General features: G+C 69.8%; 21 protein-coding genes. 11 read left to right on the top strand and 10 right to left on the bottom strand.

The window, feature by feature from the left end; all coding sequences use genetic code 11:
- Positions 1-75: 75 nt before the first annotated feature.
- Complete coding sequence (locus ACIP98_RS15950) at positions 76-1365, top strand: MFS transporter (protein ID WP_401976329.1); 1290 nt, start codon at positions 76-78, stop codon at positions 1363-1365.
- 120 nt (positions 1366-1485) lie between these two features.
- On the opposite strand, the gene ACIP98_RS15945 is transcribed toward ACIP98_RS15950, so the two are convergent.
- Positions 1486-2904 carry a CCA tRNA nucleotidyltransferase gene (locus ACIP98_RS15945; protein WP_319663365.1) on the bottom strand — a complete coding sequence of 473 codons (1419 nt, stop codon included), beginning with the start codon at positions 2902-2904 and terminating at the stop codon, positions 1486-1488.
- Between the two features lie 161 nt (positions 2905-3065).
- Between ACIP98_RS15945 and ACIP98_RS15940 the strand changes: the two genes are divergently transcribed.
- From ACIP98_RS15940 to trxA, 7 genes are all read left to right on the top strand, one after another.
- Positions 3066-5477 carry a DUF6049 family protein gene (locus ACIP98_RS15940; protein ID WP_401976327.1) on the top strand — a complete coding sequence of 804 codons (2412 nt, stop codon included), beginning with the start codon at positions 3066-3068 and terminating at the stop codon, positions 5475-5477.
- Between the two features lie 34 nt (positions 5478-5511).
- Positions 5512-7566 (top strand): murein biosynthesis integral membrane protein MurJ, encoded by a 2055-nt coding sequence (gene murJ / locus ACIP98_RS15935; RefSeq protein WP_319663362.1) that lies wholly within the window; start codon positions 5512-5514, stop codon positions 7564-7566.
- 121 nt (positions 7567-7687) lie between these two features.
- Positions 7688-9391, top strand: a complete 1704-nt coding sequence (locus ACIP98_RS15930; protein WP_401976324.1) for a serine/threonine protein kinase — start codon at positions 7688-7690, stop codon at positions 9389-9391.
- A 19-nt stretch (positions 9392-9410) separates the two neighbouring features.
- The gene (gene sigM / locus ACIP98_RS15925; protein ID WP_401976322.1) at positions 9411-10103 is read left to right on the top strand and encodes an RNA polymerase sigma factor SigM; all 693 of its coding nucleotides are present in this window, start codon (positions 9411-9413) and stop codon (positions 10101-10103) included.
- Positions 10100-11005 carry a hypothetical protein gene (locus ACIP98_RS15920; RefSeq protein ID WP_401976319.1) on the top strand — a complete coding sequence of 302 codons (906 nt, stop codon included), beginning with the start codon at positions 10100-10102 and terminating at the stop codon, positions 11003-11005. Before sigM ends, ACIP98_RS15920 begins: the two co-directional genes overlap by 4 nt.
- 104 nt (positions 11006-11109) lie before the next feature.
- On the top strand, positions 11110-12093 hold the full coding sequence (trxB, locus tag ACIP98_RS15915; protein WP_401976317.1) for a thioredoxin-disulfide reductase: 984 nt from the start codon (positions 11110-11112) through the stop codon (positions 12091-12093).
- 52 nt (positions 12094-12145) lie between these two features.
- Positions 12146-12475 carry a thioredoxin gene (gene trxA / locus ACIP98_RS15910; protein WP_319663357.1) on the top strand — a complete coding sequence of 110 codons (330 nt, stop codon included), beginning with the start codon at positions 12146-12148 and terminating at the stop codon, positions 12473-12475.
- Positions 12476-12556: 81 nt separating this feature from the next.
- Here the strand turns inward: trxA and ACIP98_RS15905 are convergent, their stop codons facing one another.
- The 9 genes from ACIP98_RS15905 to rpmH all read right to left on the bottom strand — a co-directional run bounded on the left by ACIP98_RS15905 (position 12557) and on the right by rpmH (position 19200).
- Positions 12557-13174 carry a GNAT family N-acetyltransferase gene (locus ACIP98_RS15905; protein ID WP_319663356.1) on the bottom strand — a complete coding sequence of 206 codons (618 nt, stop codon included), beginning with the start codon at positions 13172-13174 and terminating at the stop codon, positions 12557-12559.
- A gap of 310 nt (positions 13175-13484) precedes the next feature.
- Positions 13485-14600 carry a ParB/RepB/Spo0J family partition protein gene (locus ACIP98_RS15900; RefSeq protein ID WP_401976314.1) on the bottom strand — a complete coding sequence of 372 codons (1116 nt, stop codon included), beginning with the start codon at positions 14598-14600 and terminating at the stop codon, positions 13485-13487.
- The gene (locus ACIP98_RS15895) at positions 14597-15646 is read right to left on the bottom strand and encodes a ParA family protein (RefSeq protein WP_319663354.1); all 1050 of its coding nucleotides are present in this window, start codon (positions 15644-15646) and stop codon (positions 14597-14599) included. The genes ACIP98_RS15900 and ACIP98_RS15895 overlap by 4 nt, the downstream gene beginning before the upstream one ends.
- Before the next feature lie 264 nt (positions 15647-15910).
- The gene (gene rsmG / locus ACIP98_RS15890; RefSeq protein ID WP_319663353.1) at positions 15911-16627 is read right to left on the bottom strand and encodes a 16S rRNA (guanine(527)-N(7))-methyltransferase RsmG; all 717 of its coding nucleotides are present in this window, start codon (positions 16625-16627) and stop codon (positions 15911-15913) included.
- Positions 16628-16757: 130 nt separating this feature from the next.
- Positions 16758-17252, bottom strand: a complete 495-nt coding sequence (locus ACIP98_RS15885; RefSeq protein WP_319663352.1) for a R3H domain-containing nucleic acid-binding protein — start codon at positions 17250-17252, stop codon at positions 16758-16760.
- Positions 17253-17267: 15 nt separating this feature from the next.
- Positions 17268-18341 (bottom strand): membrane protein insertase YidC, encoded by a 1074-nt coding sequence (yidC, locus tag ACIP98_RS15880; RefSeq protein WP_401976311.1) that lies wholly within the window; start codon positions 18339-18341, stop codon positions 17268-17270.
- A 2-nt stretch (positions 18342-18343) separates the two neighbouring features.
- On the bottom strand, positions 18344-18664 hold the full coding sequence (gene yidD / locus ACIP98_RS15875; RefSeq protein ID WP_389252945.1) for a membrane protein insertion efficiency factor YidD: 321 nt from the start codon (positions 18662-18664) through the stop codon (positions 18344-18346).
- Entirely contained in the window at positions 18661-19035 is a 375-nt protein-coding gene (gene rnpA, locus ACIP98_RS15870; protein ID WP_389252943.1) for a ribonuclease P protein component, read from the bottom strand. The genes yidD and rnpA overlap by 4 nt, the downstream gene beginning before the upstream one ends.
- A gap of 27 nt (positions 19036-19062) precedes the next feature.
- On the bottom strand, positions 19063-19200 hold the full coding sequence (gene rpmH, locus ACIP98_RS15865) for a 50S ribosomal protein L34 (protein ID WP_003975051.1): 138 nt from the start codon (positions 19198-19200) through the stop codon (positions 19063-19065).
- Positions 19201-19588: 388 nt separating this feature from the next.
- Between rpmH and dnaA the strand changes: the two genes are divergently transcribed.
- The 3 genes from dnaA to ACIP98_RS15850 form a co-directional block, all read left to right on the top strand.
- The gene (dnaA, locus tag ACIP98_RS15860; protein ID WP_319663347.1) at positions 19589-21370 is read left to right on the top strand and encodes a chromosomal replication initiator protein DnaA; all 1782 of its coding nucleotides are present in this window, start codon (positions 19589-19591) and stop codon (positions 21368-21370) included.
- 850 nt (positions 21371-22220) lie between these two features.
- A complete protein-coding gene (gene dnaN, locus ACIP98_RS15855) occupies positions 22221-23351 on the top strand; it encodes a DNA polymerase III subunit beta (RefSeq protein ID WP_319663346.1) in 1131 nt (376 codons plus the stop codon).
- Positions 23352-23436: 85 nt separating this feature from the next.
- The coding region (locus tag ACIP98_RS15850; RefSeq protein ID WP_401976570.1) for an NAD(P)-binding domain-containing protein at positions 23437-23537 on the top strand (101 nt) is incomplete at its 3' end.

Genomic DNA, 23537 nt, shown 5'->3' with positions numbered 1-23537 from the left:
CCCGTCGCACGACGCGACCCATCAGGCCCCCGGGTATGACACCCGGGGGCCTGTGCGTCGTGTGAGGCTGTGCGCATGGCCGTCGTACGCGATCTCCGTCTGCTGCTGCGCTTCCGTGACTTCCGGCGTCTGCTGGCAGTGCGGCTGTTGTCGCAGCTGTCCGACGGGGTGTTCCAGGTGGCACTGGCGGCCTACGTGGTCTTCTCCCCGGAGAAGCAGACCTCACCGGCGGCCATCGCCTCCGCCATGGCGGTGCTGCTGCTGCCGTACTCACTCCTGGGGCCGTTCACGGGCGTCCTGCTCGACCGCTGGCGCCGGCGGCAGGTGCTGCTCTACTGCAACCTCCTGCGGGCACTGCTCTCGGCCGGCACCGCCGCCCTGATGCTGCTGAGCGTCCCGGACTGGCTGTTCTACCTGTCGGCCCTCTCGGTCACCGGCATCAACCGCTTCGTCCTGGCCGGCCTGTCGGCCGCACTGCCCCGCGTGGTGGACGGCGATCGCCTCGTGATGGCGAACTCGCTCTCCCCGACCGCGGGCACCCTTGCGGCGACCGCGGGCGGTGGCGTGGCGTTCCTCATCCACCTCGGGGTCGCCGAGGGCCGGGCGTCCGACGCCCTGGTCGTGCTCCTGGCCGCGGTGGTCTATCTGTCGGCCGGGCTGACCTCACTGCTGTTGGGCAAGGACTTGCTGGGCCCCGATCCCGCCCGGGTCCAGCCGCGGGTCGGCGAGGCGCTGCGGAGCACGCTCAGCGGACTTCTGCACGGACTGCGGCACCTGCGGGAGCGTCCGCGGGCGGCGCGTGCGATGGCCGCGATGACGGCGATGCGCTTCTGCTACGGCGGGCTGACGGTGACGGTGCTCATGCTGTGCCGGTACGCCTGGGCCGACGGGGGAACCGGCGACCGGTCAGGCGGGGACGGACTGGCGCTGCTGGGCCTCGCGGTCGCCGCGTCCGGGGCGGGGTTCTTCGTCGCGGCGGTGATCACTCCGTGGTCGGCGAGCCGCTTCGGCACCTTCGGCTGGATCACCGTCTGCGCGGCCTCGGCGGCCGTCCTGCTGCCGGGGCTGGGGCTGCCCTTCCGTCCGGTGCCGGTGCTCGTGGCCGCCTTCGTCCTCGGAGTCGCCACCCAGGGAGCCAAGATCGCCACCGACACGGTGGTCCAGTCCTCGATCGACGACGCCTACCGCGGTCGGGTCTTCTCCCTCTACGACGTCCTCTTCAATGTGGCCTTCGTCGGCGCGGCGGCCGTCTGCGCCCTGATCCTGCCCCCCGACGGCAGGTCCGCCCCGCTGGTGATCGCCCTCGCCCTGATCTACGCCGGGGTGGCGGTGGGCACCGCGCGCACTCCGCTCCGTTTCACGTGAAACACGGCGGCATTGCCATGTTTCACGTGAAACATCCGACCCGGTCATGCCGAAGGGGGTCGTGTTTCACGTGAAACACGACCCCCTCCCATGCCGTGACCGTCTCACGGCCCGCACGACTCAGCCGTTCTGTGCCGCCCACCATTCCTTGAGGGCCCCCACCGCGGCCTCCTCGCCGAGCGGTCCGTGCTCCATCCGCAGCTCCAGCAGATGCGCGTAGGCCTTGCCGACCTCCGGACCCGGGGCGATGCCCAGGATCCCCATGATCTGGTTGCCGTCCAGGTCGGGGCGGATCGAGTCCAGCTCCTCCTGCTCCCGCAGCCGCTCGATGCGCTCCTCGAGCCCGTCGTACGTGCGGGACAGCGCCGCGGCCTTGCGCTTGTTGCGCGTGGTGCAGTCCGAGCGGGTCAGCTTGTGCAGTCGCTCGAGCTGCGAGCCCGCGTCCCGGACGTAGCGGCGCACCGCGGAGTCGGTCCACTCGCCGGTGCCGTAGCCGTGGAACCGCAGGTGCAGCTCGACCAGCCGGGCGACGTCCTTGATCGTCTCGTTCGGGTACTTGAGCTTCGTCAGCCGGGTCTTGGTCATCTTCGCGCCCACCATCTCGTGGTGGTGGAAGGAGACCCGGCCGTCGGACTCGAACCGCCGGGTCCGGGGCTTGCCGATGTCGTGCAGCAGCGCCGCCAGACGCAGCACGAGGTCCGGCCCCTCGGTCTCCAGGGCCATCGCCTGGTCGAGCACCGTCAGTGTGTGCTCGTAGACGTCCTTGTGCCGGTGGTGCTCGTCCCGCTCCAGCTTCAGGGCCGGCAGCTCCGGCAGCACGCGGGCGGCCAGGCCGGTCTCGACCAGCAGACTCAGGCCCTTGCGCGGGTGGTCGGAGAGGATCAGCTTGTTCAGCTCGTCCCTGACCCGCTCCGCGGAGACGATCTCGATACGGTCGGCCATCTCCGTCATCGCGGTCACCACCTCGGGCGCCACCTCGAAGTCCAGCTGCGCCGCGAAGCGGGCCGCCCGCAGCATCCGCAGCGGGTCGTCGGAGAAGGACTCCTCCGGGGTGCCCGGTGTGCGCAGCACCCGCTGGGCCAGATCACTCAGGCCGTCGTGCGGGTCGACGAACTCGGGGTCGGGCAGGGCGACCGCCATCGCGTTGACGGTGAAGTCCCGGCGTACCAGGTCTTCCTCAATGGTGTCGCCGTAGGAGACCTCCGGTTTCCGGGACGTGCGGTCGTACGCTTCGGAGCGGTAGGTCGTGATCTCGATCTGGAAACCGTCCTTGCGGCAACCGACCGTGCCGAAGGCGATGCCGACCTCCCAGACCGCCTCGGCCCAGCCGCGGATGATCCTGAGCACATGGTCGGGCCGGGCGTCAGTGGTGAAGTCCAGATCGTTGCCGAGCCTGCCGAGCAGGGTGTCGCGGACCGAACCGCCGACGAGGGCAAGCCGGAATCCGGCGTCCTGGAAGCGGCGGCCGAGGTCCTCGGCCACCGGCGCGATGGCGGGCGCCGGCTTCAGGGTCTGGGGGGCGTTGTTGGCATTCGGCACAACAGAACAGGGTACGTGCCCGTGCGCCCTACGGCGGACCGGTTTAGTGTCGTCCCATGATCGCCACGGACCGGTCCGCGGCCGTCATTGTGCCGATCTTGTGGCCTGACCGCAGCACTTCGACTCATCGAGCATCGTTACCATTCCAGGACGCACATCCGATGACGACGAGGGACGGCCAGCGCGTGGGCGAGGCGGCACAGCACCCCGGGACAGCTCCGGCCCGTACGAGGCTGCGTCGAACGGCGGCGCTGCTCGCCGGCGCCGCGATGTTCGCGGGTCTGCTCCAGGTCCAGACGGCCCCCGCGGCGTACGCGGACTCCTCGGGCCACGACGTCGACGTGTCGGTGAACACGCTGTCCCCCACCGTCCCCACCAAGGGCGACACCCTCACGGTGACCGGAACGGTCACCAACAAGGGGAAGCAGACGGTCACCGAGGCCGAGGTGGGGGTGGAGGTGGCCCCCGGCGGCCCGCTCACCAGCCGCAGCGCCATCGGCACCGCCGCCGGGCGCGGCACCTACAGTCCCGGCGTCGACGGCTACGAGATCTCCGGCCACACCGCCGCCCTGAAGGACCTGAAGGCCGGTATGAGCCGGCCCTTCACCCTCACGATCCCCGTCAAGGACCTGCAGCTGGGCGCCGACGGCGTCTACCAGCTCGGGATCTCCCTCGCCGGGCAGACCCGGGCGGCCGGCTACCGGCAGATCCTCGGCGTGGAGCGGACCTTCCTGCCCTGGTACAGGACCGCGGCCGCCAAGAGCACCCGCTACACCTTTCTGTGGCCGCTGATCGACCGTCCCCACCTGGCCGTGCGCAGCGAGGGCGACGACCAGCAGAGCCCCATCTTCCTGGACGACAACCTCGCCCAGGACCTGGCTCCCGGCGGGCGGCTCCAGCAGCTCGTGACGCTCGGCCGGAACCTCCCGGTCACCTGGGTGGTCGACCCGGACCTGATCGCCACCGTCGACGCGATGACCCGCCGCTACCAGGTGGCCGGTCCCGGCGGTGATCTCGATCACACCACCTCCGGCACCGGGACCGACGACGCCAAGCGCTGGCTGACCGACCTCAAGACCGCCCTGACGGGCGACGACGTGGTGGCCCTGCCGTTCTCCGACCCGGACATCGCCTCGATCGCGCACCACGGCAAGAACGTCGCCGGAACCCTGGCCCACCTCAACACCGCCACCGAACTGGCGACCACCACCTTCGAGACCGTCCTGCACATCACGCCGGCCACGGACGTGGCCTGGCCGGTGCAGGGCGCGGTCGACCCCTCCATCGTCGACGTCGCCACCTCGGCGGGCGCGGACAAGATCATCGCCCGCAGCGACAGCCTGGGCGAGCCCGGCAAGCCCGTCTACACACCCACCTCGGCCCGTCCCATCGGGGGCGGCACAACCGCCGTGGTGGCCGACGCGGGGCTCTCCGAGGGCTTCGACGGCGACATGATGCGGGCCGAGAACGCCACCCTGGCGATCCAGAAGTTCGTCTCCCAGACGCTGATGGTCACGATGCAGGCGCCCGACCGGCAGCGGAGCATCGTCGTCGCCCCGCAGCGCATGCCCAGCGCCTCGCAGGCGCAGGCGATGGCGCAGGCCATCACTTCCGTCGAGTCCAGCGCGTGGGCCGAGACGGCCGACTTCGCCGACGCCGCCAAGGCGACCCCGGATCCGCATGCCAACCGCACGGTGCCCCGCGGCAGCGCCTACCCGGCGAACCTGCGCAAGCGGGAGCTGAGCACCGACGCCTTCCGCCAGATCCAGGCCACCCAAGCCAGGCTCAACGGCTTCCTGGTCATCCTCAGCCGCAAGGACCGGGTGACCACCCCCTTCACGACGGCGCTGCTGCGGTCGATGTCCACCGAGTGGCGCGGCAACCCCGGAGGCGCGGCCTCGTACCGGTCGGCGATCGGCGCGTACCTCTCCGATCTCATGGGGCTCGTCCAGATCCTCCCCAAGACCGGTACCCTCACCCTCTCCGGCCGCAGCGGCACCATCCCGGTGACGGTGAAGAACGAGCTCGGCCAGACCATCGAGGGCCTGCAGCTGGAGCTCAGCTCCAGCCAGGGCAACAGCATGGACCCGGGTGACCCGCAGCCGGTCACGGTGGAGGGCGGACACACCCGGTCCCTGAAGTTCGCGGCGACGGCGGCGCGGAACGGCCTCAACACCATCACCGCGCAGCTCTACACCAAGGACCACGTCGCCTACGGCAAGCCGATCACCTTCACGGTGGACGTCACCTCGATCACCTCCACCGTCATGGTGGTGATCGCCGCCGGTCTGCTGCTGCTTGTCCTCGCCGGCGTACGGATGTATCACCAGCGCAAGCGCCGTGCCGCTGTCGAGGACGGCGACGACGAGGGCGACGGGGAAGACCCGGATGACGAGGGCGCGGAAGCGGCCGAGGACGGGGAAGACGCGGAGGAGGACACCGCCGGCGGCACCGCTGAGGGCACCGGTGGTACCCAGGACGGCGCCGGGCCCGGGCAGCCGGGTGACCCGGCGGCGGACACCGCCGCGCAAAGTAAGGACCCGTCCGGGACGGGTGAGAAGGTGGACCGATAGTCAGCGAGTCAGGGGCCGATGAGGTGGGGCAGTGATGAACGCGCCGTACGACGGTGAACGCGAACGGGAAGCGGCGGAGCGGTTCCCCGCCCAGCCCGGGCAGCCCCCCGCCGTGCCCGACCCGTATCTGCAGGACACGTATGCCCGCGATCCGTACCAGCGCCAGGACCCCACCGCGCAGGACCCGGTGGACGAGGCGCTGTACGACCGCACCGCGCACCCGGCCCAGGGCTACGGTCAGCCGCCCTACGGCCACCAGCCCTACCGGATGCCCTACGCCGACGACGCCGCCACGCGGTACGTGGGCGTGGACGAGCTCGTCTCGTACGCCCCTGACGAGAACGGCGCCCAGGCGCCCGCGCCGGACGCCTACGCGCACCTGTTCCGGGACGAGCCGGAGCCTCCTGCTCCCGAACCGGAGCCGGTGGTGGAGCCGGTCCAGGCTTCCGCGGGCAGCCGCGGCAGCAGCCTGCTGAAGTCCAGCGCCGTCATGGCGGCCGGCACCCTGGTCTCCCGCCTGACCGGCTTCCTGCGAACCCTGGTGATGGCCGCCGCCATCGGCGTCGGCACCCTGAACGACGGCTACCAGGTCGCCAACACGCTGCCCACGATGATCTACATCCTGGTCGGCGGCGGCGCGCTCAACGCCGTCTTCATCCCGCAGCTGGTCCGTGCCATGAAGAACGACGAGGACGGCGGCGAGGCCTACGCCAACCGCCTGCTCACCCTGGTCGTCACGGGCCTCGCGGTCGTCACCGCGATCTGCGTGGTCGCGGCCCCGGTCTTCATCCAGGCGATGTCCCACGACATCGCCTCCGACCCGGTCAGGTTCGAGGTCGCGGTCACCTTCGCCCGCTACTGCATCCCCACGATGTTCTTCATGGGCGTGCACGTCGTGCTCGGCCAGATCCTCAACGCCCGCGGCCGCTTCGGCGCGATGATGTGGACCCCGGTCCTCAACAACATCGTCACCATCGCCACCTTCGGTGCCTTCATCTGGGCCTTCGGTTCCTTCACCACGACCGGGGTCAGCTCGGCGACGATCACTCCCGACGGCGCCCGGCTGCTCGGCATCGGCACCCTGCTCGGCCTGGCCGTGCAGGCGCTGTCGATGCTTCCGTACCTGCGCGACGCCGGCTTCCGCATCCGCCCCCGCTTCGACTGGCGCGGCCACGGCCTCGGGCACGCCGCCCGGCTGGCCAAGTGGACGTTCTTCTTCGTCCTCGCCAACCAGATCGGCATGATCGTGCTGACCCAGTTCGCGACGGCGGCCGGTGCGGCGGCGGAGAAGGCGGGCCAGGAGGGTACCGGCATCACCGGCTTCAACTACGCGCTCCTGCTGTGGCAGATGCCCCAGGCGATCATCACGGTCTCCGTCATGACCGCCGTGCTCCCGCGGATCTCCCGCGCCGCCGCCGACGGCGACGCCGCGGCGGTCCGCGACGACCTCTCCTACGGCCTGCGCACCTCGGGCGTGGCCATCGTGCCGTGCGCCTTCGCCTTCCTGGCCCTCGGCGTCCCGATGACCACCCTGCTGTACAGCGGCTCCGGCAGCGGCGCGCTGAACATCGGCTTCATCCTGATGGCCTTCGGCCTCGGGCTGATCCCCTTCTCCGTGCAGTACATCGTCCTGCGCGGCTTCTACGCGTACGAGGACACCCGCACCCCCTTCTACAACACGGTGATCGTGGCCGCGTGCAACGCGGTGGCGGCGGCGCTCTGCTACTTCCTGCTGCCCGCCCGCTGGGCGGTCGTCGGCATGGCGGCCGGCTACGGCCTGGCCTACACGATCGGCGTGGGCGTCGCGGTGAAGCGGCTGCGCCACCGGCTCGGCGGCGACATCGACGGCAAGCGCGTGGTGCGCACCTACGCCCGCCTGTTCGGCGCGAGCATCCCCGCCGCGGCTGCCGCCGGGGCGGTCGTCTACGGTGTCTCGCACTCGCTGGGCCACGGCGCCGCCGTCTCACTGCTGTCACTGGTCCTCGGCGGCGTGGTGCTCGGCGGAGTCTTCTTCATCGCCGCCAAGCGCATGCGCATCGAGGAGATGACGGCCATGGTCGGCATGGTCCGCGGCCGGCTGGGCCGCTGATTCAAGCCGCGGGGGCAACCATCACCCGCCCCCGCGTGTCGTGCACAGCGGTGGACTGTTGGCACAATTGTCCTTGGCTGTGTTGTCAGATCTTGCAACGGATGGGGAGGCAGGAACGACGGTGGCGGAACGGAGCCCGGCTGCCGTCGGAGTGGCCAACGAGAGCGGCGACAAGCCGCTCACCGCTCACGCGGACGATGCCACTGCCGACGAGGCGACCGACCTGAGCGAAGAGCAGGACGCACCGCAACAGACCCTCCCCGAGGAGACAGCACCGACCAGGAACGCGCCGCCGGAGCTCCACAGCGGCCACAAGCTCGCCAGGCGGTACCGCCTGGAGGACTGCCTCACCCGTGTCGACGGCTTCAGCAGCTGGAAGGCCTTCGACGAGAAGCTCCGCCGCGCTGTGGGCATCCACATCCTGCCCGCCGACCACAGCCGCGCCCGCCCGGTGCTGGCCGCGGCGCGCTCCGCGGCGCTGCTCGGGGACCCCCGTTTCGTCCAGGTCCTCGACGCCGTCGAGGAGAACGACCTCGTCTACGTCATCCATGAGTGGCTCCCCGACGCCCGCGAGCTGACGGAGCTCATCGCGGCCGACCCCCTGGAACCGCACGAGGCCTACCAGATGGTCAGCCAGGTCGCCCAGGCCATGGCCGCCGCCCACCGCGAAGGCCTGGCGCATCTGCGGCTCAACCCGGACGCCGTGCTCCGTACCGAGGCCGGCCAGTACCGCATCCGCGGTCTGGCCGTCGCGGCCGCGCTGCGCGGCATCAGCTCCGAGCGTCCGCAGCGCGAGGACACCGAGGCGATCGGCGCCCTGCTGTACGCGTGCCTGACCCAGCGCTGGCCCTACGCGGAGGACGCGTACGGGCTCAGCGGCCTGCCCAAGGACGTCGGTCTCGTCGCCCCGGACAAGGTACGGGCGGGAATCCACCGGGGGCTGTCGGAGCTCGCCATGCGCGCCCTGGTCAACGACGGCGCCACCGCGTCCCGCGAGCCGGGTCCGTGCGCCACCCCGGAGGAGCTGGCGAAGGCGGTCGCCGCGACGCCCAAGATCCGGCCGCCCGAGCCGTCCACCGCCCCGTACTCGCGGACGACCTACCAGCAGGGCGCCTACCGCCAGTCCACCCCCCATCCCTCGTCACTCGTCGCCACGGTCCTGCCGGCCAGTCCGCCCCCGGCCCTCACCGGCCGTACCGGCAGAGCCCTCAAGTGGTCCGTGTCGGCCCTCCTGATCGCCGCCATCGGTCTCGGCAGCTGGCAGGTCGCGGAGACGCTGATGGACCGCGAGAACCAGTCCAAGAACGGCGGCACGAGCACCGCCCCGCCCACGGGCGACGACGACCCCAGCGGCACCGCACAGCTGACGTCCGGCAAGCCCATCGCCATCACCGGCGCCAAGGACTTCGACCCGCTGGGCACCGACGGTTCGGAGAACCCGCGGGACGTGGCGAACGCCTACGACGGCAAGCCGTCCACCTTCTGGGAGACCAGTTGGTACACCCAGGCCAACCTCGGCGGCCTGAAGTCCGGTGTCGGCGTCATCGTCGATCTGGGCAGCGTCCAGCAGGTCGGCAAGGTGAAGGTCGACTTCATAGGGGATGACACCAGCGCCGACCTGATGGCCGCGAGCGCGACCGCCGACTCCATGCCGACCGGTCTCGACGACTTCACCAAGGTGGCCTCCGGCTCCGGCGGCGAGGTGAGCTTCACGCCGGGCAAGGCGGTCAAGACCCGCTACCTCCTGGTCTGGCTGACCCAACTCCCCCGCACCGATCAGGGCAACTACCGCGGCCGGATCTCCGAGATCAAGGTCAGCGGCTAGCGGAAGAACTGGGGGGAGAGTGCCGAAGCAGAACACGGGCGGGGAGGTCGCGGACAGCGACCTCCTCGCCCGTCATGTAGCGGGGGACCCGGACGCCTTCGCGGAACTGGTCCGCCGCCACCGGGAGCGGCTGTGGGCGGTGGCCCTGCGGACCCTGGGGGACCGCGAGGAGGCCGCGGACGCCGTCCAGGACGCCCTGGTCTCCGCCTTCCGTTCCGCCCACACCTTCCGCGGCCAGTCCGCCGTCACGACGTGGCTGCACCGCATCACCGTGAACGCCTGCCTGGACCGCGCCCGCAAGGCGGCCTCCCGCCGGACCTCGTCGGTCGTCGACGAGAAGCAGTTCGAGGATCTCCTCGAACCACATGAGTCGGCCGCGGCCCCGGCGGAGCGGGGCGAGCTCCATCGGGAGCTGTTCCGGGCCCTGGCGACGCTGCCGCCGGAACAGCGCGCCGCCCTCGTCCTGGTCGACATGCAGGGCTACCCCGTGGCGGAGGCCGCGGCCGTCCTGGACGTCCCGCCGGGAACGGTCAAGAGCAGATGCGCCCGGGGCAGGGCCCGGCTGTTGCCCCTGCTCACTCATCTGCGTGAAGGGACCGGGGGTAGCACCGATCGGGGCGGGGGAAGGAACCGGACGGAGAACGCATCCGTCCCAGAGACGGAGTCCGGGCCGGGTCACGGGATCACGAAGGGCGGAGGTGGACATCGATGACGTCACCGACGGGAACGAACGAGCACCCCGAGGTCTCCGAGATCTCGGACTTCACCGAGGGCATCCTGCCGCCCCAGCGGTCCGCCTCCATCCGCGGCCATCTCGACGACTGCCCGCTCTGCGCGGACGTACGGGCTTCCCTGGAAGAGATCCGCGGGCTGCTCGGGACGCTGCCCGGCCCGCCCCGGATGCCCGCCGACATCGCCGGCCGGATCGACGCCGCACTCGCCGCGGAAGTCCTGCTGGCCTCCACCGCCCCCGATGTTTCACGTGAAACATCGCCCGTGACGGCGGGGACACCTGTTTCACGTGAAACATCGCCCACCGGCAGCCGTGGACCCGACGGCCGGGCCGCCGCCGCCACGGGTCCCGGCCGGCCTCCGGCACGAGCTCGCCGCCGCTGGCACAAGGGACTCGTCCTGACCGTCTCCGCGATGGCCGTCCTCGGCCTCGGCGGGCTCGGCGCCGCCCTGGTGGAGTCCTCGTCCGTGCAGTCCCAGAGCAGCGCCGACGCCGCTGTCGGACCCAAGGACTCGGCGGCCACTGCCGGCCAGTCGGACGAGCGGAGCGAAGCAGCCGACCCCCTGGCCGCACAGGTCCAGCAGCTGCTGGCCGGCACCGCGCGCAACCACGTCCAGCAGAAGCCCGACTCCCAGTCCCCCCTCATGGACGTCAACGGTGTGCCGCCCTCATGCGTCCTGCGGGCGATCGACCGTCCGGACGACAGCAAACCGCTGGCCGCCCGGCGAGGGGCCTACGAGGGGGCGGACGCCTACCTCGTCGTCCTCCCGCACCCCGGCGATCGGTCACTGGTCGACGCCTTCGTCGTGGATGCCTCCTGCTCGGCCGCCACGCCGTCCCCAACGGGCACTCTGCTGCGCGAGGAGACATACCCTCGTTAGGGCCGGAGCGCTGGGAATGCCGGGCCCGTAGTATCCGTTAGGCGGATACAACAGTCCCGCCGCTACACCGGCGCAGCTGGCAGACAGAGACGAGGAATGAACCCGTGAGCGACGTCCGAAACGTGATCATCATCGGTTCCGGGCCGGCGGGCTACACAGCCGCGCTGTACACCGCACGCGCCTCGCTGAAGCCCCTGGTCTTCGAGGGAGCGGTGACCGCCGGCGGTGCACTGATGACGACGACCGAGGTGGAGAACTTCCCCGGTTTCCGTGACGGCATCATGGGCCCGGACCTGATGGACAACATGCGCGCCCAGGCCGAGCGCTTCGGAGCCGAGCTGATCCCGGACGACATCATCGAGGTGAGCCTCGACGGTGACATCAAGACCGTCACCGACTCCGCGGGCACCGTGCACCGCGCGAAGGCCGTGATCATCGCCACCGGCTCGCAGCACCGCAAGCTCGGGCTCCCCAACGAGGACGTGCTGTCCGGCCGCGGAGTCTCCTGGTGCGCCACGTGTGACGGCTTCTTCTTCAAGGACAACGCGATCGCCGTCATCGGCGGCGGCGACACCGCGCTGGAGGAGGCGACCTTCCTCTCCCGGTTCGCCAAGACCGTGACGGTGGTGCACCGCCGTGACACCCTGCGCGCCTCCAAGGCCATGCAGGAGCGTGCCTTCGCCGACCCCAAGATCAAGTTCATCTGGGACAGCGAGGTCGACACGATCCACGGCGAGGGCAAGCTCGCCGGTCTGACCCTGCGCAACACCAAGACCGGTGAGACCTCCGAGCTCCCGGTGACCGGCCTGTTCATCGCGATCGGCCACGACCCGCGTACGGACCTCTTCAAGGGCATCCTCGACCTGGACGGCGAGGGTTACCTCAAGGTCGAGTCCCCCAGCACCCGCACGCGGATCCCCGGCGTCTTCGCCGCGGGTGACGTCGTGGACCACACCTACCGTCAGGCCATCACGGCGGCCGGCACCGGCTGTTCCGCCGCGCTGGACGCGGAGCGCTTCCTCGCCGCCCTGAGCGACGCCGAGGCGGAGCACACCCGCGAGCCCGAGCAGACCACCGCCGCAGTCTGACCTACCCGCCACCACAACCGAAGCACCCGCACAACACCCCGAGGAGACAGCCGTGGCCGGCAACACCAAGATCGTCACCGATGCGACCTTCGACGAGGAGGTCCTCGCCAGCGACAAGCCCGTCCTCGTCGACTTCTGGGCCGAGTGGTGCGGTCCGTGCCGTCAGATCGCCCCGTCCCTCGAGGCGATCGCCGCCGAGCACGCCGAGCAGATCACCATCGTCAAGCTGAACATCGACGAGAACCCGGTCACCGCCGCCAAGTACGGCGTCATGTCGATCCCGACCCTCAACGTCTACAAGGGCGGCGAGGTCGTGAAGACCATCGTCGGTGCCAAGCCGAAGGCCGCCATCGAGCGCGACCTCTCCGACTTCATCGGCTGACGGCTGACAACTGACACGCCGACCTGACGACGGACAGCGAAAGGGCCCGCCCCCCCACCGGGGGGGCGGGCCCTTTCGCTGTCACAGGGGCCGCAGCGCGGGTTCCTTCTGCACGGCTCCGAGCAGACGGTCGATCGCCAACTCGACGTCCTCCCGCCAGGAGATCGTCGTCCGCAGCTCCAGCCTCAGCCGCGGGAATCGGGGATGGGGGCGTACCGTCTTGAAGCCGACCGCCAGCAGATGCTCCGCCGGCAGCACGCACGCGGGCTCCTCCCAACGCGCGTCACCGAAGGCCTCGATCGCTCGGAAGCCGCGCCGCACCAGGTCCTTCGCGACGGTCTGCACGAGCACTCGACCCAGTCCCTGTCCCTGGAAGCCCGGCATGACCCGCGCCGTCATCAGCTGCACCGCGTCGGCGGAGACGGGACTGGTGGGGAAGGCCGTGGAACGCGGCACGTACGCGGGCGGTGCGTAGAGCACGAAGCCGGCGGGAACCTCGTCGACATAGACGACCCGGCCGCACGAACCCCATTCCAGGAGGGCGGCCGATATCCAGGACTCCTTCTCCAGCTCCGGCTTCCCAGTCTGGACCGCGGCCTCACCGCTCACCGGGTCGAGTTCCCAGAAGACGCACGAGCGGCAGCGGTTGGGGAGATCCGGGAGGTTGTCCAGCGTGAGCGGAACGAGCCGACGCCCCATGAGGTCAGACCCTCGTTTCTGTCGTGGACCCAACTGCCGACGAAGCCACCGACCGCCCCCAGTCCCAGCCCCGCGGCCAGGAGAGCGGCCGTCTGCCAATCGTGCTCCACTCCAGCGCGCCGCACCGATCGCATGGGCCTCCCACCTCAGGGGGTAGTGCTCCATCTCGTAGGCATCGTATCCGCGGGAGGACATGTCCGACACCGGACAACACCAACGGCCCAGCAAAAAGCGGGCCACATCCCCCGAAGGGGATGTGGCCCGCTTTCGCGTGGTGGGCCGGCGCGGCCGGCCGGGCGGTGAGCCAGGCTCACTCCTCGTCTTCGTCGGTCTCCTCGGTGAGCGACCGCTGAAGGGTGTTGCTCTCGCCCGGAGCCATCGAGCCGAGGATGCGCTCCAGATCTTCTATCGAGGCGAACTCGACGACGATCTTGCCGCGCTTCTGGCCGAGGTCCACCTTCACCCGGGTGTCGAACCGGTCGGACAGGCGCAGCGCCAGATCGGTGAGGGCGGGGGAGACCCGCCTCCCGGCCCGCGGTGACGCGGACTTCCGGAGGGGAGCGGTCTCGGAGTTCATCAGGTGCACGATCTCCTCGACCGCGCGCACCGACAGCCCCTCGGCCACGATCCGGCTGGCGAGCTTGTCCTGGTCCTCCACGTCCTCCAGGGCGAGCAGTGAGCGGGCGTGCCCGGCGGAGAGCACACCGGCCGCCACACGACGCTGTACGGGCGCCGAGAGCTTCAACAGCCGGAGGGTGTTGGAGACCTGGGAGCGGGACCGGCCGATACGGTCGGCCAGCTGCTCGTGCGTGCAGGCGAAGTCCTTCAGCAGCTGGTCGTAGGCGGCAGCCTCTTCCAGCGGGTTCAGCTGCGCGCGGTGCAGGTTCTCCAGCAGCGCGTCGAGGAGGAGCTTCTCGTCCTCGGTCGCGCGGACGATCGCCGGAATGCGCTCCAGCCCGGCTTCACGGCTGGCCCGCCAGCGGCGCTCACCCATGATGAGCTCGTAGCGCTCCGGAGCGACCTGCCGGATCACGACCGGCTGGAGGAGGCCGACTTCCTTGATGGACGCGACGAGTTCGGCCAGGGCGTCCTCGTCGAAGACCTCACGAGGCTGCCGGGGGTTGGGGGTGATCGCGTCGAGCGGCACCTCCGCGAAGTAGGCCCCCGCCACCGGGGCCGGCCCCTGGTCGCCGAACCCCTCCTGCGTTTCACGTGAAACAGGGATCTCCACGGTCCCGCTGTGCTCGGCGAGGGCGGTCACCTTCGCCGCCGCGATCCCCCGCTCCGGCGCCAGGACCGCCACGGCGGGAGCGGCCGCAGCCGCCGCCGTCGCCACCGCGGTCGCGGCCGCCTGATCCGCACCATTCGGTGCGGCAGGAATCAGCGCGCCAAGACCACGGCCGAGCCCTCTGCGTCGCTCACTCACTGGATCCCCTCCGACCTGCTCTGTTCATTCGACTCACTGCCGCTTCCGAGACCGCGCATCGCCATCTCCCGCGCCGCCTCCAGATAGGACAACGCCCCACTGGACCCGGGGTCGTAGGTCAGCACGGTCTGACCGTAGCTGGGGGCCTCCGAGATGCGGACCGAGCGCGGGATGCTCGTGCTCAGCACTTCCTTGCCGAAGTGGGTACGGACCTCCTCCGCGACCTGTGAGGCGAGCCGGGTCCGGCCGTCGTACATGGTGAGGAGGATGGTGGAGACGTGCAGCTTGGGATTGAGATGGCCGCGCACCAGCTCGACGTTCCGCAGCAGCTGACCCAGACCCTCCAGGGCGTAGTACTCGCACTGGATCGGGATGAGCACCTCGGCACCCGCCACGAGGGCGTTGACGGTCAGCAGACCGAGCGAGGGCGGACAGTCGATGAGGATGTAATCGAGCGGCTGCTCATACGACTCGATGGCCCGCTGCAGCCGGCTCTCCCGTGCCACCAGTGACACGAGTTCGATCTCCGCACCGGCGAGGTCGATCGTGGCGGGGGCGCAGAACAGCCCTTCCACGTCCGGGACCGGCTGCACGACGTCGGAGAGCGGCTTGCTCTCGACCAGCACGTCATAGATGGACGGCACCTCGGCGTGGTGGTCGATCCCCAGTGCCGTGGAGGCATTGCCCTGGGGGTCGAGGTCCACGACGAGCACCCGGGCCCCGTGGAGAGCCAGGGAAGCCGCCATGTTGACCGTCGTGGTGGTCTTGCCGACGCCGCCCTTCTGGTTGGCGACGACGATCACTCTGGTCTCGGCTGGGCGGGGGAGTCCTTCACCGGCCCGCCCCAGAGCCTCGACGGCCAGTTGGGCGGCTCGGCCGATGGGGGTGTCATCCATCGGGGGCGGTGTTTCACGTGAAACATCCTCCCCGAACAGCTCGGTACGGGGACCGGGGACCGGATCGGCCATCGGTCCCGCGATGTTGGCGTCGGACCGCAAGGATTCACTCTCCTCGACTACAAGCTCGCAATGAACAGAGCCTGCCATGCTTTCGGGGTCGCGAACCAGTGAGGCCCGTTCTCCTGTGGATGAATCCTCCGGTCGGCTCGCCGGAGCGAGCGATTCCGAGGCCCGTTGGGTCAGCGATTCGGCGGCCGCACGGGCCCGACCGAGGATTCCTGGAAGCAGAGAGCGCCGTTTCACGTGAAACACGATGCGCAGGCGCGCATCCGTTTCCTATCCGACACTCCGGGTTGTCCGGGTTTGACCGGTGGTATGGAGCACACCCAGGGGATGTCGCGAACGTCATGTTCAGCGCTGACGCCGACGGTTCGCCCGCGCGGCCTTGGCTCGCCGGGTCGCGGCACGGACACCGCCGGGGCTCTCCCCCGCGAGCACACGGACCACTGTGGACTGCGGGTCCACCACGCCCTCGCCGACCTGCACCACGGAGGTCTCCGCGGCGCCGAGCCGACTCAGCGCCGCCCGGGCGGCCTTCAGCTCCTCCTCGGCGGTGTCACCCTTCAGCACGGCCATCTCGCCGTGCGGACGGAGCAACGGCATCCCCCAGCCGGCCAGCCGCTCCAGCGGCGCCACGGCGCGGGCGGTCACGACATCCACCGGAGGCAGCTTGCCGATCATCTCCTCGGCGCGGCCCCGCACCACCTCGACGTTGTCGAGGCCGAGCAGCCTGACGGCCTCCTCCAGGAAGGTGGTCCGGCGGAGCAGCGGTTCCAGAAGGGTGATCGTGAGGTCGGGCCGGGTCAGCGCCAGGGGGATGCCGGGCAGTCCCGCTCCGGAGCCGACGTCACAGACCGAGGCACCGTGCGGGATCACCTCGGAGAGCACGGCGCAGTTCAGCAGATGCCGCTCCCACAGGCGCGGCACCTCCCGGGGCCCGATGAGCCCACGTCCCACGCCCGCCTCGGCCAGCAGCTCCGCGTAGCGGACCGCATCCGCGAAACGCTCTCCGAAGACCTCCCGCGCCGCTTCCGGCGCCGGGGGGAGCTCCGCCGCTGCTTCCGTCACGAGAACCGTCCTTCCGTCGTTCGGCTCTCAGAACCGTGAGAACCATGGGAACCGTCATCAGGGTGACAACATTCGGCCCCGCCTGCGAGCAGACGGGGCCACGTACACACAGCGGGGAACCGGAAAGCGGTCAGGCCGGAAGGACGACCACGCGGCGCTCGGGCTCCTCGCCCTCGGACTCGCTGCGCAGCCCTGCCGCGGCGACGGCGTCGTGCACGACCTTCCGCTCGAAGGGGGTCATGGCCTTGAGCTTCACCGGCTGGCCGCTCTCCTTGACCTCCTCGACGGCCTTGACGCCCAGGTCCGTCAGCTCGGTGCGCTTGCGCGCCCGGAAGCCGGCGATGTCCAGCATCAACCGGCTGCGGTCACCGGTCTCCCGGTGCACCGCGAGCCGGGTGAGTTCCTGGAGCGCCTCCAGGACCTCGCCCTCCCGACCCACCAGCTTGTTGAGATCACGGCTCGACGACTCGCCGACGATGGAGACCGACGCGCGGTCGCCCTCGACGTCCATGTCGATGTCACCGTCGAGGTCGGCGATGTCCAGCAGGCCCTCGAGGTAGTCAGCCGCGATCTCACCCTCCTGCTCGAGGCGGGTCAGCGCGTCGGTGGTGTTGCCGTCCGTCACGGCGGGACTCCTCTACTACTTCTTCTTCGACAGGTTCGGCTTGTCCGCGCCGCTGCTGGGCTTGGGCTTGGTTCCCCCGGCGCCACCACCGGCCGGCTTGGGCTTGCTGCTGACCGCGGCGGGCTTGGGCTTGCTGCCGGCGCTGGTCGCGGCCGGCTGACCGCTGCCGCCCGTCTGGCGCTGGGACTTGGTCTGCCGCTTGGGCTGTGCGCGCTTGACCGGGGCGGCGTCCTGCGGCTCCTTGGCGGGCGCGGACTCCTCCTTGAGCAGGCCCTTGGCCTTCAGGCGCTCCTGGCGCTGCTTGTAGGCGATGCTGCCCGGCGTCGGGTTGCGGCGGATCACGAACATCTGCTGGCCCATGGTCCACACGTTGGTGGTCAGCCAGTAGATGAGGACACCGACCGGGAAGTTGATACCGAAGACGGCGAACATGATCGGGAAGACGTACATCAGCATCTTCTGCTGCTGCATGAACGGGGTCTTCACCGTCATGTCGACGTTCTTGGTCATCAGCTGGCGCTGCGTGTAGAACTGCGAGGCCGACATCAGGACGATCATGATGATCGTGACGATCCGCACGTCGGTGACCGAGGCACCGAGCGAGGCGACCTTGTCGGCGCCGTCCCGGAACGTCGCGGCGAGCGGGGCACCGAAGATGTGCGCCTTCTGGGCGCTGGCGACCTGGTCGGCGTTCAGCACGCCCACCTGGTTGCCCTTCGCGATGTTGCTGAGGACGTGGTACAGCGAGAAGAAGAAGGGCGACTGCGCCAGGATGGGAAGGCACGAGGAGAGCGGGTTGGTACCCGTCTCCTTGTACAGCTTCATCATCTCTTCGGACTGGCGCTGCTTGTCGTTCTTGTAGCGCTCCTGGATCGCCTTCATCTTCGGCTGGAGCGCCTGCATGTTCCGGGTCGCCTTGATCTGCTTCACGAAGAGCGGGATCAGGCAGATCCGGATCAGGACCACCAGCGAGACGATCGACAGACCCCAGGCCAGGCCGCTGTCCTTGTCGAAGACAAGGCTGTACAGCGAGTGGAACTGGACGATGATCCACGAAACTGCGTCGTAGAGGGGGTTCAAGATCCCCACGGTCAGGCTCCTTGGGCGTTAGGGGTCTCGACGGGCTCGGGAGTAACGGACCCGCCCGCTGTGTCGCCCCGAAGGGCTTCACGCAGGCGAGCGTGCCACGGGGGTCGCTTGCGCGGCGGGACATGGTCCACGCCGCCCAGCGACCACGGGTTGCAACGCAGGATCCGCCACGCGGTCAGGGCGGTGCCCTTGATCGCGCCATGCCGATCGATCGCCGTATACCCGTAGTGAGAACACGAGGGGTAGTACTTGCAGACCGGACCGAGCAACGGGCTGATGGTCCACTGGTAAATCTTGATCAACGCCAGTAGCGGGTACTTCATCGCGCCACCCCCAGGAGCCTCCCGAGGGCGGCATCCAGGTCTCGGGCCAGCTGTGAATGGTCTGCGTCACCCGCACCGGGCAGCGCTCGTACGACTACCAGGCTACCGGGGGGCAGCACGGACAGACGTTCGCGAACAAGGTGACGAAGCCGACGCTTGACCAGGTTCCGGGTGACAGCGCCCCCGACGGCCTTGCTGACAACGAAACCCGCACGCGCCGGGGGGGCACTTCCCCCCGCCGCGTGCGGGTCCCTTGTCTCACTGTCGGTGCGCAGGTGAACGACCAGGAGAGGTCGTCCGGCCCGGCGTCCTCGACGTACCGCGCTCGCGAAGTCCTGCCGCCGCCTCAGCCGATTCTCGGTGGGCAGCACGGCATCACACCTCGCGCTTCGGTGCGATCAGGCGGACAGACGGGCGCGGCCCTTGCTACGGCGGGTCGCGAGGATGGCGCGGCCGGCACGCGTACGCATGCGCAGCCGGAAGCCGTGGGTCTTGGCGCGACGACGGTTGTTCGGCTGGAAGGTGCGCTTGCTCACTCGGGGGCTCCAGGATGAATCGTGTGTTGGCGGGGCGTCGCCTGGCTGTCACCGTGCGCCCACGAGAAACTCGCGGAACATCCCAGGTGTGCACCGCTTAACGATCACCTCGGTGATCCTCGCCCATCGGTAGGCAGGCGGCAGCAGCCATCGACAACTCGACCTGGTTACGGTACGCGCGGCTGAGGCATCAGGTCAAACCAGCCGGTCCGGGGACCGGCGGGCGCCGCCATCCGGACGTGGTTTTGCACACCCTGTGGACAACGACTTGAACCAGGCAGGCCCGGCTGACTACCGTGGCAGAACCCCAAAACATTCCCGTCCGTCCCAAGAACCACACCTTCGTGGGACCCATCGGCACCGACCAGCGACCGAGAGAGCGTGCCCTGTGGCTGACGTAACTGCCGATCTTGCCTCAGTCTGGCCAAGGGTCCTGCAGAAACTTCTCGTCGACGGCGACGACCTGAAGCCGAAGGACGCGGACTGGCTCCAGCGCACCCAGCCGCTCGCGCTGGTCGCGGGCACCGCCGTGCTCTCGGCCCCCAACGAGTTCGCCAAGAGCGTGCTGGAGGGACGGCTCCTCCCACTGATCACCGAAGTGCTCAGCCGTGAGTTCGGTCACCCCGTGGGCATCGCCATCGCCGTCGCCTCGGGCAGCGAGCAGGAGTCCGCGCCCGAACCGCCCCCGCCGTTCCACGAATCGCAGCAGGGGGCGTACGAGCCCGAGCCCTCCCCCTACGACGAGCCGCAGCACGGTTACGGGGAAGGCCCGCGGATGCGCCGCGCGTACCCCGAGCACCAGGCCGGCTCCCCCGGCGGCTGGCCGCCCCGCGACCCCGAGGACCACTGGCAGCAGCAGCGGCTCGGCGACTTCCAGGAGCGCGAGCCGTACCCGTCGCCCCAGTCGCGCTACGACATGCCACCGGCGCACCAGGTCCCGCCCCGCCGCGAGCCCCCGACGACCCCGCTGCCCCCGATGCCGGCACCCCGCACGCCGGGTGGCCACAACGGCGGCGGTCCTGTCGGGCACGGAGGCCACAACAGCCACAACAGCCATGGCGGTCACAACGGCCACAGCCCGTCCGGTCACGGCGGCGGTGCGGGCACGGGTTCCGGCGGTTCCGGCGGCCCGGCCGAGCCGACCGCCCGGCTGAACCCCAAGTACCTCTTCGACACCTTCGTCATCGGCGCCTCCAACCGCTTCGCGCACGCCGCGGCGGTGGCGGTCGCCGAGGCGCCGGCCAAGGCGTACAACCCGCTGTTCATCTACGGGGAGTCCGGCCTCGGCAAGACGCACCTGCTGCACGCCATCGGGCACTACGCGCGGAGCCTGTACCCGGGCACCCGGGTGCGGTACGTGAGCTCGGAGGAGTTCACCAACGAGTTCATCAACTCCATCCGCGACGGCAAGGCGGACGCGTTCCGCAAGCGGTACCGCGACATGGACATCCTGCTCGTCGACGACATCCAGTTCCTGGCGAGCAAGGAGTCGACGCAGGAGGAGTTCTTCCACACCTTCAACACCCTGCACAACGCGAACAAGCAGATCGTGCTGTCCTCCGACCGGCCGCCCAAGCAGCTGGTCACTCTGGAGGACCGGCTGCGCAACCGCTTCGAGTGGGGCCTGATCACCGACGTCCAGCCGCCGGAGCTGGAGACCCGGATCGCGATCCTGCGCAAGAAGGCCGTTCAGGAGCAGCTCAACGCCCCGCCGGAGGTGCTGGAGTTCATCGCCTCCCGGATCTCGCGCAACATCCGCGAGCTGGAGGGCGCGCTGATCCGGGTGACCGCGTTCGCGAGCCTCAACCGGCAGCCGGTCGACCTCCAGCTGACCGAGATCGTGCTGAAGGACCTGATCCCTGGCGGCGAGGACTCCGTGCCGGAGATCAGCGGCCAGGCGATCATGGCCGAGACGGCCTCCTACTTCGGACTGGACGTGGAGGACCTCTCCGGCTCCTCCCGGAGCCGGGTGCTGGTCACCGCCCGCCAGATCGCCATGTACCTCTGCCGTGAGCTCACCGACCTGTCGCTGCCGAAGATCGGCGCGCTCTTCGGCGGCCGCGACCACACGACGGTGATGCACGCCGACCGGAAGATCCGCTCCCTCATGGCGGAGCGGCGGTCCATCTACAACCAGGTCACCGAGCTCACCAACCGCATCAAGAGCTGATCGCGGCCTCCTCACGACCGCTTCGGCGGCCTCCAGGCGTCCTCAGCGCCCCGGGTCCAACTCCCGGGGCGCTTCGCTTTGTTCGAACGCGCCGGCCGCACGCCGTCCACAGGAACGTCTCTCCACAGCAACGGCCCGGTTGTCCCCGTCCACAGCCTGGGGATGCCCGAGTTGTCCAGAACTCGTCCACAGGCGGTGCTGTGGGAGACTCATCGCGCCTGCTGGGAGGCGTGTGGATTTGTGGGCAACCCGGATCCACAGACTGTGGACGTGCCGACCGCCCACAGGGGCGTCCACGAAGTTGTCCACCGGCCGCCCACAGGAACAGGGCGGTTGTCCCCACCCGGGACCGGCTTCTCCACAGTTCTGTCCACTGTTCGGCAACCCGACACGACCTCTCACCGGTCGGAGTGAACCGCGTCACACCAACGTGGTGGGTTGGGCTGGGGAGAACCTGGGTATTCCTGGGGACAGTGCTGGGGAGAACCAGGCCTGTCCTGTGCATCGGGTGTGCACAACGTCGGGCTGTCCACAGACGGGGCTGTTTGTCCACGGGCGCCACCCACAGGCGCGGTGGATAAAAAACGCGGTCTGACCTGCGCAGAGACCACTTATCCACGGTATCCACACCCCCTATTACTACGACCAGGGATAGATACCGGGAGACCTGCTTCGAAGCGGGGCCTGTGCACAAACGAGCCGTCGACCGCCCGACCCCTCCCGCTCCGGCTTGACCCCAACGCGCACCGCATGTCGGTGGCGGCTGTCAGACTGTTCCCCGGCAAGAGGGCCAGCAGGGCCAAGAGACAGTTCGGCCACAGACAGCCAGCAACAGCAGGAGGCGGTTCCGGTGAAGATCCGGGTGGAGCGCGATGTACTCGCGGAGGCAGTGGCCTGGGCGGCCCGCAGTCTCCCGGCCCGTCCCCCGGTGCCGGTCCTCGCAGGGCTGCTGCTGAAGGCCGAGGAGGGCCAGCTGAGCCTGTCCGGCTTCGACTACGAGGTCTCGGCCCGGGTCTCCGTCGAGGCCGACGTCGAGGAGGACGGCACGGTCCTGGTCTCCGGCCGGCTGCTCGCCGACATCTCGCGGGCACTTCCCAACAGGCCTGTGGAGATCTCCACCGACGGTGTGCGCGTGACCGTCGTCTGCGGCAGCTCGCGATTCACACTCCACACCCTGCCTGTGGACGAGTACCCGGCGCTGCCCGCGATGCCCACCGCTTCCGGCACCGTCCCCGGCGAGGTCTTCGCCGCGGCCGCCGCCCAGGTCGCCATCGCCGCCGGCCGTGACGACACCCTGCCGGTGCTCACGGGTGTGCGCATCGAGATCGAGGGCGACACCGTCACCCTGGCCGCCACCGACCGCTACCGCTTCGCGGTCCGCGAGTTCCTGTGGAAGCCGGAGACCCCGGACATCTCCGCGGTCGCCCTGGTGCCCGCCAAGACGCTGCTGGACACCGCCAAGTCGCTCACCAACGGGGACTCCGTCTCCATCGCCCTGGCCGGCTCCGGCGCGGGCGAGGGCCTGATCGGTTTCGAGGGCGCGGGCCGCCGTACGACGACCCGGCTGCTCGAGGGCGACCTGCCGAAGTACCGCACCCTCTTCCCGACCGAGTTCAACTCCGTCGCCGTCATCGAGACCGCCCCGTTCGTCGAGGCCGTCAAGCGCGTCGCCCTCGTGGCCGAGCGCAACACGCCGGTGCGGCTGAGCTTCGAGCAGGGCGTGCTGACCCTGGAGGCCGGGTCCAGCGACGATGCACAGGCTGTGGAGCGGGTGGACGCCAAGCTGGACGGCGACGACATCTCGATCGCCTTCAACCCGACCTTCCTGCTGGACGGGCTGAGCGCGATCGACTCCCCCGTGGCGCAGTTGTCGTTCACCACGTCCACCAAGCCCGCGCTGCTGAGCGGCCGTCCGGCGGTCGACGCCGAGGCGGACGACGCGTACAAGTACCTCATCATGCCGGTCCGGCTGTCCGGCTGATGCGAGGCCTGTCCGGTCACGTCGGCCCTCAGGGGCCGACGTAGGCTCGACCTAGGTCAGGCAGGCTTCGAACGAAGGATCAACGATGGAGCTCGGTCTCATCGGTCTCGGCAAGATGGGCGGGAACATGCGCACCCGCATCCGCCAGGCCGGCCACACGGTCATCGGCTACGACCGCAACCCGGA

The organism is Streptomyces sp. NPDC088354, assembly GCF_044753585.1.
Taxonomy (GTDB): Bacteria; Actinomycetota; Actinomycetes; order Streptomycetales; family Streptomycetaceae; genus Actinacidiphila.
The sequence above is the reverse complement of the archived record's forward strand: the minus strand, read 5'-3'. Positions and strand labels throughout refer to the sequence as shown.